18 protein-coding genes and 1 pseudogene are annotated in these 14,622 nt (G+C 67.3%); 10 read left to right on the top strand and 9 right to left on the bottom strand.

Features of this window, described 5'->3' with window-relative positions:
* From OQF70_RS12465 to OQF70_RS12455, 3 genes and pseudogenes are all read left to right on the top strand, one after another.
* Positions 1-177 (top strand): annotated as a pseudogene (locus OQF70_RS12465) (IS200/IS605 family transposon protein TnpB); the annotation flags it as partial.
* 152 nt (positions 178-329) lie between these two features.
* A complete protein-coding gene (locus tag OQF70_RS12460) occupies positions 330-497 on the top strand; it encodes a hypothetical protein (protein ID WP_280537948.1) in 168 nt (55 codons plus the stop codon).
* Complete coding sequence (locus OQF70_RS12455) at positions 498-779, top strand: amphi-Trp domain-containing protein (protein ID WP_280537947.1); 282 nt, start codon at positions 498-500, stop codon at positions 777-779.
* Between the two features lie 74 nt (positions 780-853).
* Here the strand turns inward: OQF70_RS12455 and dpsA are convergent, their stop codons facing one another.
* From dpsA to OQF70_RS12435, 4 genes are all read right to left on the bottom strand, one after another.
* Positions 854-1,399 carry a DNA starvation/stationary phase protection protein DpsA gene (dpsA, locus tag OQF70_RS12450; RefSeq protein ID WP_280537951.1) on the bottom strand — a complete coding sequence of 182 codons (546 nt, stop codon included), beginning with the start codon at positions 1,397-1,399 and terminating at the stop codon, positions 854-856.
* A gap of 174 nt (positions 1,400-1,573) precedes the next feature.
* Entirely contained in the window at positions 1,574-1,729 is a 156-nt protein-coding gene (locus tag OQF70_RS12445) for a hypothetical protein (RefSeq protein ID WP_280537946.1), read from the bottom strand.
* Between the two features lie 96 nt (positions 1,730-1,825).
* The gene (locus OQF70_RS12440; RefSeq protein WP_280537945.1) at positions 1,826-2,377 is read right to left on the bottom strand and encodes a hypothetical protein; all 552 of its coding nucleotides are present in this window, start codon (positions 2,375-2,377) and stop codon (positions 1,826-1,828) included.
* A 114-nt stretch (positions 2,378-2,491) separates the two neighbouring features.
* Positions 2,492-4,228 (bottom strand): PAS domain S-box protein, encoded by a 1,737-nt coding sequence (locus OQF70_RS12435; protein ID WP_280537944.1) that lies wholly within the window; start codon positions 4,226-4,228, stop codon positions 2,492-2,494.
* Between the two features lie 57 nt (positions 4,229-4,285).
* Between OQF70_RS12435 and OQF70_RS12430 the strand changes: the two genes are divergently transcribed.
* Positions 4,286-6,970, top strand: a complete 2,685-nt coding sequence (locus OQF70_RS12430; RefSeq protein WP_280537943.1) for an AAA domain-containing protein — start codon at positions 4,286-4,288, stop codon at positions 6,968-6,970.
* A 113-nt stretch (positions 6,971-7,083) separates the two neighbouring features.
* Entirely contained in the window at positions 7,084-7,920 is an 837-nt protein-coding gene (gene panB / locus OQF70_RS12425) for a 3-methyl-2-oxobutanoate hydroxymethyltransferase (protein ID WP_280537942.1), read from the top strand.
* Positions 7,921-7,957: 37 nt separating this feature from the next.
* Here the strand turns inward: panB and OQF70_RS12420 are convergent, their stop codons facing one another.
* The 3 genes from OQF70_RS12420 to OQF70_RS12410 all read right to left on the bottom strand — a co-directional run bounded on the left by OQF70_RS12420 (position 7,958) and on the right by OQF70_RS12410 (position 9,909).
* A complete protein-coding gene (locus OQF70_RS12420) occupies positions 7,958-8,677 on the bottom strand; it encodes a helix-turn-helix domain-containing protein (RefSeq protein WP_280537941.1) in 720 nt (239 codons plus the stop codon).
* A 167-nt stretch (positions 8,678-8,844) separates the two neighbouring features.
* Positions 8,845-9,399 carry a halocyanin domain-containing protein gene (locus OQF70_RS12415; RefSeq protein WP_280537940.1) on the bottom strand — a complete coding sequence of 185 codons (555 nt, stop codon included), beginning with the start codon at positions 9,397-9,399 and terminating at the stop codon, positions 8,845-8,847.
* Positions 9,400-9,567: 168 nt separating this feature from the next.
* Entirely contained in the window at positions 9,568-9,909 is a 342-nt protein-coding gene (locus OQF70_RS12410; protein ID WP_280537939.1) for a cupin domain-containing protein, read from the bottom strand.
* Between the two features lie 120 nt (positions 9,910-10,029).
* Between OQF70_RS12410 and OQF70_RS12405 the strand changes: the two genes are divergently transcribed.
* Both OQF70_RS12405 and OQF70_RS12400 read left to right on the top strand, forming a co-directional pair.
* Positions 10,030-10,350 (top strand): BolA/IbaG family iron-sulfur metabolism protein, encoded by a 321-nt coding sequence (locus OQF70_RS12405; protein WP_280537950.1) that lies wholly within the window; start codon positions 10,030-10,032, stop codon positions 10,348-10,350.
* A gap of 118 nt (positions 10,351-10,468) precedes the next feature.
* Positions 10,469-11,875, top strand: a complete 1,407-nt coding sequence (locus tag OQF70_RS12400) for a class II fumarate hydratase (protein WP_280537938.1) — start codon at positions 10,469-10,471, stop codon at positions 11,873-11,875.
* A gap of 23 nt (positions 11,876-11,898) precedes the next feature.
* On the opposite strand, the gene OQF70_RS12395 is transcribed toward OQF70_RS12400, so the two are convergent.
* Positions 11,899-12,327: a methylated-DNA--[protein]-cysteine S-methyltransferase gene (locus OQF70_RS12395; protein WP_280537937.1), complete on the bottom strand. Its 429-nt coding sequence runs from the start codon at positions 12,325-12,327 to the stop codon at positions 11,899-11,901.
* 88 nt (positions 12,328-12,415) lie between these two features.
* Between OQF70_RS12395 and OQF70_RS12390 the strand changes: the two genes are divergently transcribed.
* The 3 genes from OQF70_RS12390 (at position 12,416) to OQF70_RS12380 (ending at position 14,070) form a co-directional block, all read left to right on the top strand.
* A complete protein-coding gene (locus tag OQF70_RS12390; protein WP_280537936.1) occupies positions 12,416-12,859 on the top strand; it encodes a desampylase in 444 nt (147 codons plus the stop codon).
* Between the two features lie 43 nt (positions 12,860-12,902).
* On the top strand, positions 12,903-13,223 hold the full coding sequence (locus tag OQF70_RS12385) for a rhodanese-like domain-containing protein (RefSeq protein ID WP_092817961.1): 321 nt from the start codon (positions 12,903-12,905) through the stop codon (positions 13,221-13,223).
* 148 nt (positions 13,224-13,371) lie between these two features.
* Complete coding sequence (locus tag OQF70_RS12380) at positions 13,372-14,070, top strand: SDR family oxidoreductase (protein WP_280537935.1); 699 nt, start codon at positions 13,372-13,374, stop codon at positions 14,068-14,070.
* Between the two features lie 47 nt (positions 14,071-14,117).
* Here OQF70_RS12380 and OQF70_RS12375 read toward each other — a convergent pair whose 3' ends face one another.
* Positions 14,118-14,600, bottom strand: a complete 483-nt coding sequence (locus tag OQF70_RS12375; protein ID WP_280537933.1) for a pyridoxamine 5'-phosphate oxidase family protein — start codon at positions 14,598-14,600, stop codon at positions 14,118-14,120.
* Between the last annotated feature and the right edge of the window lie 22 nt (positions 14,601-14,622).

The raw sequence follows: 14,622 nt of genomic DNA, 5'->3' as shown, positions 1-14,622 counted from the left end.
GGGCACGCGGACCTCACGGCGTCGGAGACGTTCCTGAGACGGCAGACAGACGTACCACGGCCGATGGCACGGCCCGTGCGATTCGAGTGGGACGACCACCACTGGTCGGAGTTACCACACTCTCACGAAAGTTCCAAAGAAGCGCGCACAGACCAGAGTATCCTACGGTCGGCGTAGGAGAAAGTTGCCTCCGTGGGGGTTCGGCATGAGCCGAGACCCCCAGCGCGAGGAATCCCCGCCCCTTCAGGGCGGGGAGGATGTCAAACCGTCACCGATCCCGACCCCGAGTGGATCAGAACCGTTTTATTTTAGGTCTCCCTAAATAGGATATGCCAACCGGTACGCGGTCGGAGGCGGACGACGCCGTCGAACCATCCGCCGGGGAGCGACCGGAGCTATCCGTCTGTGAGGGTGCCCCCGGAACGACGGTGTTCGCCGAATCGGGGAACAGCGACGGCTGGATCGCGATCGACGGGGCGGTCGAGGTGACCCGGTAGATGGCGGACGCCGACCAGCGATCGACGATCCGGCCGGGACGGAACTTCGAGGACACCTTCCGGCTCGACGCTGCGGCGGCTGGCGAGGTCCTGATCGCGTTGGGTGAACGGCTTCGCGACGACGACGAAGTGACGATACTGGGCGACGACTGGGAGCTCCCGTTCGCGTTCGGAGAGCCGGTCCAGCTGGAGGTCGAGTACGAGGGCGTCGACGACCCGGAACTCGAGATCGAGATCGAACTCCCGGGGCGGACCGACGAACGCAGCCTCGAGATCCGGTAACGCCCGTGCGGTAACGTTCGTGCAGTCGCGTCCTTCTTCCGGATACGTTCTTTCGGGTGCGTTCTTCCGACGGCCTACTTCGTCGCGGACTCGACGACGAGAGTGTCGTCCTCGAGGTAGTGCTCGATGTGGTGGGCGTGTTCCTCGAGCGTCTCGAGCTGTTCACGCAGCATCTCGGCGGTCGCATAGTCGCCGAGGTTCTCGGTCAGCTCGACGTGTTCACGGTAGCTCTCGATGATGTCGCCCATCATCTCGAGGTCGTTCGCAAGTGACGTCCGAACGTCGTAGACGTCCTCGTCCTCGGTTTCGACGGTCGCGTGGTCCGCAAGCGTCGTCATACTCGCGTGCGGGACGCCGCCGAGCGCCTGGAGCCGCTCCGCGAGACCGTCGGCTGCGTCCTCGACGTCCTCGTAAACCTCCTGGAGGAACACGTGGATGTCGAGGAACTCCGCCCCCTCGACGTTCCAGTGGTGTTTGTGCAGTTGGTGGTAGAGGACGTACGCGTTCGCGAGATCGGCGTTCAGCGCGTCGACGATCTGTTCGGCCTTGGCCGTCTCGAGTCTGAGCGCGTTCTCCTCGACGGTGCCCGCTTCCTGCCGAACGGTCCGTTGGGTGTTCATCACGAGTGTAGTATGGGTCTCCACCCACTTCAAACCCATCAAATAATAAATAATTTTCGTGCGGCCTAAAACGTGGGTTCGCCCACAGTGGGCGCTCCTGGGTCACGCCGACATCGACGAACGCCGTCGCTCACGACGAGCGGGAGTTCGTCCGGAAAACTCCATCACACCCCGTTATTCGGCGGGATCGTCGAGGAAACCGAACGTCGATCGAACGTGGTCCCCACAGCGGCTGATCCCGGCTCCCACGAGGAACGCGAGCAGCGTCGGGACGACGACCCACCACAGGTCGGGGTGTTCGCTGCCGGTGTGTAAGGCGACGTCGAGCATATCGGCTCTTTCCGCCGAGCAGGTAAAACGTTCCTGGAAATCCACGCCTCACCCAGCGGACGGCGTGGATCCGTCGGTGGAGCTCCCCGAGATCCGTCAGTGGAAGCCGCGACCGACGTCGTCCGCCTCGATGAGCTCGTCGAGCTCCGCCGACAGCAGCCGTTCGGCCTCCTCGAACTCGTCGGTCAGCTCGTCGAGCTCGTCGGGACGACCGTCGAACTCGTAGTCCATCGGGCCGAACGCTGGCGCATCCATCGCGTCCATCACGTCCTCGAAGAGGTGATCCGGCTCCGTGGGTGCCTCGGCGTGGACCTTCAGCGTCTCCTCGAGGCGGGTCGCCATCTCCTCGGCGTGGTCCTCGTCCTCGGGCGGCGTTCGGACCGCGAAGCGTCCGGCGGCGCCCTCGGCGGGCAACAGCGGATCGAGACCGTCATCGACTCGGCGCGCGACCCGGGTGCCGACGCCGCGAAGCTCCCGTGGGTTCTTCGCGTACGTCTTGAGCTGGTAGACGCCGACGCTCGGGTGGCCGATGAACAGGTCCTCGCCGACGCCGTCGCGGCGGCTGCCGGCGACCGCGCGCCATCCATCGGGGTCGGTCGACTCCTCGGTCACCTCCTGTAAGATGTCCTGCCAGTCGCGAACGCGCATGCGACACCGTTGCCGCTTGCGCCGCATTAGCGTGTCGATGCCCGGGATCGCTGCGCCGCCCCTCGTTCCCGTTTCCGTCGCTCCTCCGTGCGTCCCGTCGACCCTGCGTGCGTCCTATCGATCCGCCCGATCGAGCGTGATGACGACGACGCTGCCGCGGGGGGATCGATCCTCGAAGAAGAGCCGGCCACCCGACAGCTTCGTCACCCAGTACACGTACCAGAGTCCGATCCCCGAGCCGTGGTTGAGGGCGTCGATGTCCTGCGTCTCCGTCAGGATCGCCCGCTCCTGTTCGGGGATCCCCGGCCCGTCGTCGGCGATCCGGACGGTCACGGTCTCGTCGGCCGTCTCGACGGTCACCCACACGCGTGGCTCCGCGTCCCCGTGGATGATCGCGTTTTCGATCACCTCCTCGAGAGCCGTCTCGAGGGCCGGAAGGGTGACCGCGGAGACCGACTCGGGCGCCTCGACCTCGATCGTCGCCGCCGGGCCCATGGTGCGGACGGACTCGACGGCGGCGTCGACCATCGGCCGGACGTCGAGCGGGCGTGGGGTCGGGTTCTCGGTGATGAGTTGGACGACGCGCCGCTCGGTTTCGGCCTTCTCAAGCAATCCCGTTCCGGTCTCCTGGATGAGCCTCGCGCTCTCCCGGAGGTCACCCTCGGTGGCGTCCTCGAGCGTCTCCGCGTGGCCGAGGACGAGGCTCAGATCGTTGCGGAGGTTGTGCCGGAGCATTCGGTCGAGGACCGCGAGCTGTCTCTCCCGGAGCTTCCGGTCGGTCACCTCGACCTGGATGGCGACGTACTCGAGGATCTCGCCGTCCTCGTCGAACACCGGCGCGATCGTCTGGCTCGCGTGGTATCGCTCCCCCGATTTCCGTTCGTTCGTGATCTCCTCACGCCACGTCCGGCCCGACTCGATCGTCTCCCAGAGCCGCTCGTAGTACTCGTCGTCGTGGGCTCCCGAGGAGAGCAGCCGTGGCGTCCGACCGATCGTCTCCTCGGCGGTGTACCCGGTGATCTCCTCGAAGGCCGGGTTGACGTACGTGATCGTGGCATCCCGGTCGGTGATGTACACCGCCGCCCCCGCGGCGTCGACGGCGCGGCGAAACCGACGACGGTCGCGTTCGCGCTCCTTCCGCTCGGTTATCTCGCGACGGCTCGCCAGTACCCGGCCCTCCGCCGCCGCGGACGAGTCGGGATCGTCCACGCGAGCGGTCCGCACGTCGTACCACCGTTGTGTCCCGTCTCGGTCGGTCGTGTACTCGAGCCGTTCGACCGAGCCGGTCCGTCGCGTCGTCTCGATCGCCTTGAGCATTCGCTCGGCCGGCTCCGACGGAAACAGGTCCGTGACCGATCGACCGACGAGATCCGGAGTGACGTCCTCGTCGTTTCCGGAGATGACTTCGACGCACCGGCCCTCGTCGTCGAAGACCACCACGTCCTCGGGCGAGGCGGATACCGTCGCTGCGAGCCGACTCCGGCTCGCCCGGAGGGTCCGATTCGTCTCGGTGAGCTCGGCCTTCGTGGCCTGTTCCTCACGAACGTAGCCGTGGAGGTAGTAGATGACGACGAGCACGAGCACGCTCACGAGCAACCCGGGGATCTCGGCAAGACCCGAGGGGGAGCCGGTGAGCGTGAACAGCTGCCTGACGGCCATCAGCGACAGCAACAGCGTGAGGAACGCGAACCGACGGTCGCGAACGTGGTACAACAACACGATCGACAGCCCGACGCCCACGAGCCGCAACAGCACGGACACCACGAGCGTCAGGCCGAGTGCGTCCATCGGGAGAACTCCGCCCGCCCGTATGGTCGTGCCCCGGAAATAGGCGTCGGTGGGATCGCTCATCGTGATCGGATCATCCCGACCGACAGCGTTTTTCGCGCCCATCTCCCACACGTGTGCGTGAACCTTCGGGGGCCGATCGTCGACGTCGGTGACGTCCGAACAGTCTCGACCCAGTACGGCGATCGCGACTGCTGTTCGGTGACGATCCGCCCCGAGGACGGCGCTGCTGACCCTGTTTCGGTCACGCTGTGGGGATCGTGGACGGAGACGGCAGAGCACGCCGAGATCGGAATGGAGCTGCTCGTCACCGACGCCGAGGCGGACGAGTACCGGGGGGAGACGACCTACTCCACGACCGGTGACTCTGCCGTAGTGCTCGAGCCCGACTTCCTCGTCGACGTGACCGGGATCCGGTCGTGGATCCAGTGTCCCCGGATGTACTACCTCAACAAGCTCTCGGGGATCCCGCTGAACTATCCGGTGGTCAAGGGGACGATCGTCCACGAGGTCTTCGGCGATCTCCTTCGCGGGGTCGACCTCGAGGAATCGATCGCCGACCGCGTCGCGGAGGCCGGCCTCGAACTCGGGATCCTCGGGTACGACGCCACAGAGGTCGTCGAGGAGGTTCGGCGCAACGCCGCCGCGATCGACGGCTGGCTGGCGCAGGGGACCTTAACCGACGGCGATGACTGGCGCTCGGAGTACACGTTGATCTCCCCGACGTACGGACTGAAGGGGCGTGCAGACGCGCTCCGGCGCGGGATGCCGGTCGAGCTGAAGACCGGCAAGAACACGAACCGCGATCCCCGGTTCCAGGACAAGATCCAGGCGGCCTGCTACGCGCTGCTGCTCGCCGAACACGGCGAGCAGCCCGACACCGGCACGCTGTTGTACACGAAGAACACCGCCCTCGACCGGAGCGAGGCCACCGGCGACCTCTCGCCGGCCAAGGAGTTCTCAATCGGCGACGGGCTGCTCGAGTTCGTGGTTCGAACCCGCAACGAGCTCGCCGCGATGGAGTGGCACGCACTTAACGGGACCGGCGATCAGCCCGGGATCCCGACCGGCTACGAGGCGGACGCGACCTGCCAGTACTGTTTCGAACAGGACACCTGTATGGTCGTCTCCGGCCGGCTGGACCAGGAGTCGAAGGCCGGAACGATCGGCGCTCCGCTGCCGACCGAGGAGCGCGAGTACGTCGACCGCTTCTACCGCGCGATCGAGGCCGAACGGCGCGAGACGCACGCGGAGTACCGGAAACTCTGGGAGCAGTCACCGGCGGAGCGGGCCGACGACGATCGGGCGCTGATCGACCTCGATCCCGTCGACGAGGTCGAACTTGATGGGGGCCGCTGGCGGCTCGAAGCGCGAAAGCCCGGAGACGCCGTCTCGAAGCTCCGAGAGGGCGATATCGCGCTTGCCTCCGACGGGGACCCGGTCGCCGGCGACGCCGAACTCGGACGGATTCGGTCGATCGGTGAGACGGTGGTCGTCGAGACCGACGAGCCGGTCCCCCTCCGGCGACTCGACGTCTATCCCTCGGAGATCTCCGTCGACCGGATGCTCACCGCGGTCCACGACGCGATCCTGAAGGGCGACGAACGGCGCAAGGACGTGCTGTTCGACCGGCGCGATCCGACGTTTTCGGGCCCTGAACGCGACTGGAGCGGGAACAACGAGGCGCAAAACGCGGCCGTGAACCTGGCGACCACCGCCGAGGACCTCGCGCTGATCCACGGCCCACCCGGGACGGGAAAGACGTACACGATCGCCCGGGCGATCGAGGCGCTCGTGGGCGACGGCGACCGGGTGCTGCTCGCGGCGTTCACGAACCGGGCGGTCGACAACGCGCTCGAAGCGGTGCGTTCGGGGAACGACGAGGAACTCGATGCGGACATCGTCCGCGTCGGGACCGAGACCGGCGTCCGTGGGGACATGCAGGACGTCCGCCTCCGTGAACGGGGCGATCCGACCGATCGGGCGCGCGAACTGGAGTCAGCCGACGTCGTCGCAGCTACGACCGCTGCCTGCGGCTCCCGCGTGCTGCGCGAACAGTCCTTCGACGTGGCGCTCGTCGACGAGGCCTCACAGCTCACCGAGCCGAGTACCCTCGCGGCGATCTCGCTTGCCGACCGGTTCGTCCTCGTCGGCGACCACGAACAGCTTCCGCCGGTGGTCCGGGCGGAGAACGACCTCCAGCGATCGCTGTTCGAGCGGCTCGTCGAGACGTATCCCGAGGCGAGCGTGATGCTCGACCGCCAGTACCGGATGAGCCAGCGGATCCAGGCGTTCGCCTCTCGAGAGTTCTACGACGGCGCGCTCCGCCCCGCGACCGGCACGGTCGCGGCCCAGTCGGTGGCCGACCTCGTGGACGACCCGGACGATCTCTCGCCGGAGCTTCGCGACGACGTCACCCTCATCGATCCCGATGGAACCCGCGAGGGCAACCGGAACGTTCGTGAGGCAAAGCGCGTCGCCGCGATCGTCGACGCGTACGTCGATGCCGGCGTCGATCCGGACGACATCGGCGTCATCGCGCCGTTCCGCGCGCAGGTGGCCGAGATCGGGCGCCGGACCGACGTGACCGTCGACACCGTCGACCGGTTTCAGGGCTCCAGCAAGCCGGTGATCGTGGTCTCGCTCGTCGCCGCCGGCGATCTCGATGGTCCGATCTTCGAGGACCATCGCCGCATCAACGTCGCACTCACGCGGGCGAAGCAGGCGCTCGTGCTGGTCGGTGACCACGAGGCGCTCGGCTCGGACCCCTTCTACGCACGGATGATCGAGTGGGCGGACCGGTGACCACGTCCTCGTCTCGCCGGGCAGCGCAGCCGCGCCGGACGCGCTCGGCCTGAGGAACGTCCCTCGCTCGCCGGACACGAGCGATTTAAGCGGCGGCCGTGGCATCCTCCGATATGACCACGACGCGGGGGCTCCGGAAGCAGACCGGCGAGGAGCCGATCACGATGTTGACCGCCTACGACGCACCCACGGCGTCGATCATCGAGGACGCGGGCATCGACGTCATCCTCGTGGGCGACAGTATGGGAAACGCCGTGCTCGGATACGACTCGACGATCCCGGTCACGATGGACGACATCGCCAGCCGAACCGGAGCGGTCGCTCGCGCCACGGAGGAGACGCTGGTCGTCGCCGACCTCCCGTTCCTCTCGTTCGGCGCCGACGAAGCGGAGTCGATCCACAACGCCGGACGACTCCTGAAGGAGGAGGGTGCCGACGCCGTGAAGATCGAGAGCGGCGACCACACGGTCGCGCTGACCGAGGCGCTCGTCGATGTCGGGATCCCGGTGATGGGCCATCTCGGCTTGACGCCCCAGCACGTCAACGAACTCGGGTATGCCCGACAGGGCACCGACCGCGAGGCTGCCGAGTCGATCATCGAGCTGGCGGAGGCCCACGAGGCGGCCGGCGCGTTCGCGCTCGTACTCGAACACGTCCCCGCGAACCTCGCTGCGGCCATCACCGAGCGTCTCGAGATCCCGACGATCGGGATCGGCGCCGGCCCCGAGTGTGACGGGCAGGTCCTCGTGATAACGGACGTACTCGGGCTCAACGACTGGTCGCCGTCCTTCTCCGAGCAGTTCGGCGACGTCGGCGCGGAGACCCGCCGGGCCGTCGCCGCCTACCGCGATGCGGTGACGGACGGATCGTTCCCGGCCGACGAGCACAGTTACGTCGAGGAGGACCTCGAGGATCTCGACGACGCCGGCGAGGGTGAAACTCGTCGGTGAAAACCGTGTTGGCCGGTCCGACGGCTAGTCTCGCGGGCTACTCCGGTGTGTCGACCGTTCCGGTAGCGGTCCCCTGACCTTTCGACCCGGGCCCGTCCCCGGCCATCTCGGGATCGGCGTCCACTCGGGGCGGGAGATCGTCGATGAAGCGTTTGATGATCTCCTCTTCGGCGCGGTGGAGCGTCTCGCTGCAGGTCGATTTGGCGATCCCGACGTGCTCGGCCAGATCGGTCAGTGAACACTCCCGGGGCGTATCGTAGTACCCGAGTTCGACGGCGGTCAACAGGAGTCGCTGTTGTGTCTCCGTAAGCACCTGGCTGGGCTGGAGTCGCTCCTGAATGTACTCGACGCGGAAGTCCATCTCCAGCTCCTGGAACTGTCGACCCAACTCGGAGAGCCGGTCGTGTGCGCCGGTGACGTCGATCGTCGCCTCCCCGTCCCGGATCTCGATGGGCATCTCGATCGGGATCCCCGACCGTTTGGCCGCGACCAGCAGCATCGGCGCGGTCGTCTCGAACTGCACGGTCGCCTCCGTGTCGGTGCGCTGCATCACGGACATATCCGTCAACACCGCGTGGTCGCGCATGTCCTCGAGGACGTCGTCGAGGTCTGACGCCGAGACCCACACCAGCGCGAATCCCGGTCCGTCACCCGGCAGCGCCGCGAGTACCTGAAACGTTGCGTCGGGATGCGCGCGGGAGATGTCCGCGACCCACGGTCCATCGGGCATCTCGACGACGAGGCGTGCTTGTGTCATCGGTGTCGTGTCCTGTCGTGTGTTCGAGCGTCGCCGCCGTCCTGTCGTGTGTTCGAGCGTCGCCGCCGGTTCGCTCCCGTGACGACCCGTATCCGAACCGATCGTCCCCGGGTCGTAAGTATGTATCCGTCGGATCGGCGTCGGATCGACGGTCGTCGCTGTGGGCGTTACTCGACGACGATCGCGCCCTTCATCCCGACGCTCTCGTGGGGCGTGCAGACGTATGGATACGTTCCCGCGCTCTCGAAGGTGTACTCGAAGGTGTGGCCCTCCTCGTCGGTCCGTTCGGACTCGAAGGAGCCGTCGTCGGCGGAAACGTTGTGCTGGCCGCCCTGGCCCGTCCACTCCCAGACGACCGTGGTGCCGGTCGAGACGGCCACCGCGGGCGGGGAGAACTGTAACCCGTCACCGGAACCGACGTCGACCGTGACGCTGTCGGCGTCGCGACGGTCGAGCGTCTGCCCCTCGTAGTTGCTCACGTCGTCGAACCAGCCGTCGTAGTTCGGCTCCTCGGAGAGGTACTCGTCGCCGCCTCCGCCGTTACCGTCGCCATTGCCGCCACCGTTCCCGTTGCCGCCGCCGTTCCCGCCGCCGTTTCCGTTTCCGCCACCGTTTCCGCCGCCCGAACAGCCCGCAAGCAGCGTTGCGCCGGCCGCTGCAGTCGCCGAGAGATACGTTCGCCGATCGAGGCTCCGTCCTGCGTTCCGTGTTCGATCGCTCATAAACAGGTGATCCTATCGTCGCCATCTGTATAGGGGGAGCGGTTGCTTCCCATCGACTGGGGACCCCACCGAACATATTCGTCGTTGGGAACCTGTAGCGACTCGTCGTTGGGTACCCGTAGCGGATCGACACGCGATCGGCACGCGATCGGTCACGACTCCGACTGGTCACTCTGGCATCCAGTCCGGATCCAGACGCGGGGGAGAGAAGACGTCGTAGCCCTCCACCGGCACGTCGCCGCGATTGACCGCCGCGTGCGGCTCGTCGCCGGGGATCACGTACGACTCGCCCGCACTGACGGGTCGTTCCTCGCCGTCGATCAGGAACGTCAACGTGCCGGCGGTGACCACGCCGGCCTGTTCGTGGTCGTGGCGATGCTCGGGGATCTCGGCGCCCGGCTCGACCGTGAATCCCTGCACGCTGGTCTGCTCCCCCGCGGCCTCCGCAGTGAGGAAGACGCCGGGGACGGCCTCGACCGCTTCGACGTCGGCCTCGGTGACGATCTCCATACCGGATCGACGGCGAGATCGGTCAAAAACCCTCGGCCGCCTCGATCGCGCCGGTGGCTTTGACGTCCCACGTCCCCGGCTTCGACGTCCCGCGTCGCTTTTAGGACGCCGGCGCCATCGCTGCGTATGGAACTGGATGCGATCGAGGAGCTGATAGAGACGGAGATCCCCGACGCCGTCGCGAACGTGACGCGACCGCGCGTCCACAACGACGAGGACGAGGACGACCACTACGCGGCGACGATCGTCTCGCCGGCCTTCGAGGGGCTCTCGCTGGTCGAACAGCACCAGCGCGTCTACGACGCGCTCGGGGAACACATGACGACGGACATCCACGCGATGGAGCTGCAGACGTACACTCCGGGCGCGTACGCCGAGCACGGAGACGGGAGCCTCGACGACGCGGTCCGCGACGCCGGTCTGTTGCCGGCTGAGGAGTGACCGCAGCCAGGGCGCCCCTCGCCGGGAGTGATCTCGGCGGGGGCGGAGGAGACTCCGGCCACGAGGCGACCAAGCGCGATTCAGTAGGGTTTACACGCTCGACCGACCACGGGCGCGTATGGGAGACGATTATCGGATCGAATCGGACAGTCTCGGAGAGATGCAGGTCCCGGCGGACGCCTACTGGGGCGCCCAGACCCAGCGTGCCGTCGAGAACTTCCCGATCTCGGGGAGCTCCTTCGGCCGGCGGTTCATCCGCGCGCTCGGGATCGTCAAGAAATCGGCGGCACAGGCCAACCGTGACCTCGGACTGCTCGAGGAGGAGACGGCCGCGGCGATCGTCGACGCCGCCGACGAGGTCATCGCCGGCGAGCACGACGACCAGTTCCCCGTCGACGTGTTTCAGACCGGCTCGGGGACCTCCTCGAACATGAACGCCAACGAGGTCATCGCCAACCGGGCCGCCGAGATCGCCGGCGCGGAGATCGGCGATCGCGTCGTCCACCCCAACGACCACGTCAACTACGGCCAGTCGAGCAACGACGTGATCCCGACGGCGATGCACGTCGCCGCCCTCGAGGCGGTCGAGAAGGACCTCATCCCCGGGCTTGAGACCCTCCGAACGGCCCTCGAGGACGCCGAAACCGAGTTCGACGGCGTCGTCAAGACGGGTCGGACCCACCTCCAGGACGCGACCCCGATCCGGCTCGGTCAGGAGTTCGGCGGCTACCGGACCCAGGTCGAGAAGGGCATCAAGCGCGTCGGCGACGTCCGGCTGCACCTCCGCGAGCTCGCGCTCGGCGGCACCGCGGTCGGGACCGGTCTCAATACCCACCCCGAGTTCCCGGAGCTCGCGGCCGAGTACATCTCCGAGGAGACGAACACGACCTTCCGCGAGGCCGACAACCACTTCGAGGCGCAGGCGGCCCACGACGCGATGGCCGAAGCACACGGCGCCCTTCGGACCGTTGCGGGCTCGATGAACAAGATCGCCAACGACCTGCGCCTGCTGGCCTCCGGCCCGCGCAACGGCCTCGGTGAGATCGAACAGCCCGAGAACCAGCCCGGGTCGTCGATTATGCCCGGCAAGATCAACCCGGTCGTCGCCGAGTCGGTCAACCAGGTCCACAAGCGCGTGGTCGGCAACGACGCGACGATCAGCGCCGGCGCCGCCCGCGGCGAGATCGATCTGAACCTCTACAAGCCGGTCCTGGCGCACAGCTTCCTCGAGTCCGCCGCGCTGCTTGCCAACGCCGCCGAGGCGTTCGGCGAGAAGTTCGTCGCCAAACTCGAAGCCAACGAGGAGTACTGCGCCGAGCAGGTCGACCGCTCGATGGCGCTGGCGACGGCGCTCAACCCGGCGATCGGCTACGACAAGGCCTCGAAGGTCGCCAAACGGGCGCTCGCCGAGGACAAGACCGTCCGCGAGGTCGCCATCGAAGAGGACTACCTCACCGAGGACGAGGCCGACGAGGTGCTCGACCCCGAGCGGATGACCCATCGCGGCATCCTCGGCGACGACTGAGTTTCGGATCCGACCACCCCGTATCAGTCGGTTGGAAGGCGCGTCTGGACGGTGCCGTCCCCCGTCTGCCGTGACTCGAACTCGAGGAGCCGCCGCTTCGTCGCGACGCCGCCGGCCGCGGAGTAGCCGCCGAGGCTCCCGTCGCTCCTGACCACGCGGTGACAGGGGACGACGATCGGAACGGGATTCCGTCCGCAGGCCCCGCCGACCGCGACGGGGGCGGATCCGACCCTCGACGCGATCTCCCCGTACGTTCGCGTCTCGCCGAAGGGGATCTCGGCCATCGCGGCCATCACGTCGCCGGTCAGTCCGTCCGGCATCGTCACGGTCAGATCGAACGTACGGCGGTCCCCGCGCTCGTAGGCGTGGATCCGGTCGCGGATCTCGGCGGCGGGTTCCGCGACGTGTGTCGCGTCGATCTCGAGCGTGTGTGAGCGGACGGATACCTTCATCGGTGCTGTGACGCCCCTCCTCGGGCGCGGTTGCTGAGTCCTCTCCGCCGCGAAGCATATACCTGTCGCCACCCAGATCCGGGTCGGGATGATCGAGTTCACGCGCGGGGCCTACGACGAGATCGTGACGCACGCGTTCGAGGGTTGCGAGGCGACCGATCCCGTCGAGGTCTGCGGCGTCCTCGCGGGTCGCATCGAGGCGGACGACGATCGACACGTCGTCACGAGCACTCACCGCGCGAGCAACGCCGCCGAGACGCCCCGCACCCGCTATCTGATCGATCCCGAGGAGCAGTTCACGATCCTCGAGTCGATCGAGGCGGCCGGGGACGATGTGGTCGGGTTCTACCACTCACACCCGACCGGGCCGCCACACCCCAGCAGGACGGACGCTGCGGACGCCACCTGGTCCGGCCGGTCGTACGTCATCTGCGCGCTCGACGGGCAGCCCTTCGTCGGCTCCTGGCGCTGGGAGGGGGACGACGACGGCTTTCGACGGGAGACGGTCGCGATCGTCCCCGAAACGGGTTAGAGCGTCCGAAACGGGTTAGGGCGTGAGGATCCCACGTGGGTGTATGGTCGAGGAAATCACCACGGAGGACGTCGAGGCGAAGCTCGACGACGAGGACGTACAGATCGTCGACATCCGCCAGCCGGGCCAGTTCGCACGCGGGCACATCCCGGGCGCGATCAACATCCCGATGAGCGACCTCCCGAGCCGCATCGACGAGTACGAGTGGGGCGAGGAGATCGTGGTCGCCTGTCCCATCGGACAGTCGTCGATCCAGGCGGCCAAGCTCATCAGCAGCTTCGAGGCGGTCGCCGACGACGCCTGCATCGCGAGTATGGCCGGCGGCTATCGGGACTGGGACGGCGAGCTCGAGACCGAGGCGTGACGCCGCCGACGCGATCCACGCCGCCGACGCCATACATACCGCCGACCACGCAGGCTGAGCCGACCACGACGACCACACCCGCCACGCTGACCATACCGAACCGACGAGCACCCCGTCGTTGAAGTGTCGTGTGGACATACCACACTGTATGGACGTCGAGTTCGACTTCGAGGACGACGTGACGCTGGTGACCGGCGCGTCCGGGGCGCTCGGCAGCGCTGCGGCCGAGACGTTCGACGAGGCCGGGGCCGACGTCGTCGCGGTCAACCGCCGCGCACCGGACCACGAGGACGCCCTCGTTGACCCCGACGCGATCGATCGGTTCTACCGAACCGACTGCACGGAGGAGGACGAAGTCGCCGCGACGGTCGAGTCGATCGTCGCCGACTACGGTCGGATCGACCACGTGCTGAACGTTGCCGGCACCTGGCGAGGGGGCACCCCGATTCACGAGACCGGGCAGGACGTCTTCGAGTTCCTCCTCGACGTGAACCTGAAGACGATGTTCCTCGTCTCGAAACACGCGATCCCGCACCTCCGGGAGACCGAGGGATCGATCGTCTCCGTCTCCGCCCGATCCAGCCTGGAGGGCGGCGAGGGTGACGGGATCTACCGGGCCAGCAAGGCCGGCGTTCGGCTGCTCACCGAGACGATCGCCGCGGAGAATCGTGGCGTCGTTCGGGCCAACGCCGTGCTACCGAGCGTGCTCGACACGCCGACGAACCGCGAGATGATGACGCCCTCCGAAGAGTGGGTCGATCCGGTCGAGGTCGCCCGCGTGATGTGTGCGCTCTGTTCGGACGCCACGAGCGTGACGAGCGGTGCGGCCGTTCCGGTCGACGGTTGATCGACGCAAGCTCACAGCGTACCGTGAAGGCGGGGCTGCCGGTCCCGTCAGGGTGACGCCTGCCCGTCACTCAGGGTGAGCCGATAGTCGCCCTCGGTGGCCCTGTGTCGGTCGCCGAAAGCTCGACCGGACACGCTCTCGGGCCGAATCTGGTACAGGTCGATCGCGAGATCGTCGAGCGCAGCGGTCGGAGAGACGTTCAGCGTGGGAATGGCGGCGTTCTCTGCGATCGCGTTCATCGCGACCGCGTGGTCGGCGTCGGGAACGGGCTCGATCGAGCCACGGACGACGACGCTCTCGGCGGGCGACTCGCTGTAGACGGTGACCGTCGCGGTTCCCGTCGTCTCGATGAACGCCATCTTCCGGCTGTCCTCGTCGTGGACGAGCTGGAAGTACAGTCGCTCCCCGTCGTAGCCGAACGATTCCGGCACGGCGTAGGTCTCCGCGCCGTCACACAGCGACAACACCCCGGACCCGGTGGTTCGAAGGATCTCCTCGATCTCGGCCCGCTCGAGCTGCATCGTGACCATTGTCCAACGGTATTCGTCTCCC

Origin of the sequence: Halopenitus sp. POP-27, assembly GCF_029889855.1 — an archaeon.
GTDB lineage: Archaea > Halobacteriota > Halobacteria > Halobacteriales > Haloferacaceae > Halopenitus > Halopenitus malekzadehii.
The sequence above is the reverse complement of the archived record's forward strand: the minus strand, read 5'-3'. Positions and strand labels throughout refer to the sequence as shown.

What these genes read in the sequence shown, in the direction of transcription:
- OQF70_RS12460 (WP_280537948.1), top strand. Translation starts at nt 330, where the DNA reads ATGCCAACCGGTACGCGGTCGGAGGCGGACGACGCCGTCGAACCATCC.
- OQF70_RS12455 (WP_280537947.1), top strand. Translation starts at nt 498, where the DNA reads ATGGCGGACGCCGACCAGCGATCGACGATCCGGCCGGGACGGAACTTC.
- dpsA (WP_280537951.1), bottom strand. Translation starts at nt 1,399, where the DNA reads ATGAACACCCAACGGACCGTTCGGCAGGAAGCGGGCACCGTCGAGGAG.
- OQF70_RS12445 (WP_280537946.1), bottom strand. Translation starts at nt 1,729, where the DNA reads ATGCTCGACGTCGCCTTACACACCGGCAGCGAACACCCCGACCTGTGG.
- OQF70_RS12440 (WP_280537945.1), bottom strand. Translation starts at nt 2,377, where the DNA reads ATGCGCGTTCGCGACTGGCAGGACATCTTACAGGAGGTGACCGAGGAG.
- OQF70_RS12435 (WP_280537944.1), bottom strand. Translation starts at nt 4,228, where the DNA reads ATGAGCGATCCCACCGACGCCTATTTCCGGGGCACGACCATACGGGCG.
- panB (WP_280537942.1), top strand. Translation starts at nt 7,084, where the DNA reads ATGACCACGACGCGGGGGCTCCGGAAGCAGACCGGCGAGGAGCCGATC.
- OQF70_RS12420 (WP_280537941.1), bottom strand. Translation starts at nt 8,677, where the DNA reads ATGACACAAGCACGCCTCGTCGTCGAGATGCCCGATGGACCGTGGGTC.
- OQF70_RS12415 (WP_280537940.1), bottom strand. Translation starts at nt 9,399, where the DNA reads ATGAGCGATCGAACACGGAACGCAGGACGGAGCCTCGATCGGCGAACG.
- OQF70_RS12410 (WP_280537939.1), bottom strand. Translation starts at nt 9,909, where the DNA reads ATGGAGATCGTCACCGAGGCCGACGTCGAAGCGGTCGAGGCCGTCCCC.
- OQF70_RS12400 (WP_280537938.1), top strand. Translation starts at nt 10,469, where the DNA reads ATGGGAGACGATTATCGGATCGAATCGGACAGTCTCGGAGAGATGCAG.
- OQF70_RS12395 (WP_280537937.1), bottom strand. Translation starts at nt 12,327, where the DNA reads ATGAAGGTATCCGTCCGCTCACACACGCTCGAGATCGACGCGACACAC.
- OQF70_RS12390 (WP_280537936.1), top strand. Translation starts at nt 12,416, where the DNA reads ATGATCGAGTTCACGCGCGGGGCCTACGACGAGATCGTGACGCACGCG.
- OQF70_RS12385 (WP_092817961.1), top strand. Translation starts at nt 12,903, where the DNA reads ATGGTCGAGGAAATCACCACGGAGGACGTCGAGGCGAAGCTCGACGAC.
- OQF70_RS12380 (WP_280537935.1), top strand. Translation starts at nt 13,372, where the DNA reads ATGGACGTCGAGTTCGACTTCGAGGACGACGTGACGCTGGTGACCGGC.
- OQF70_RS12375 (WP_280537933.1), bottom strand. Translation starts at nt 14,600, where the DNA reads ATGGTCACGATGCAGCTCGAGCGGGCCGAGATCGAGGAGATCCTTCGA.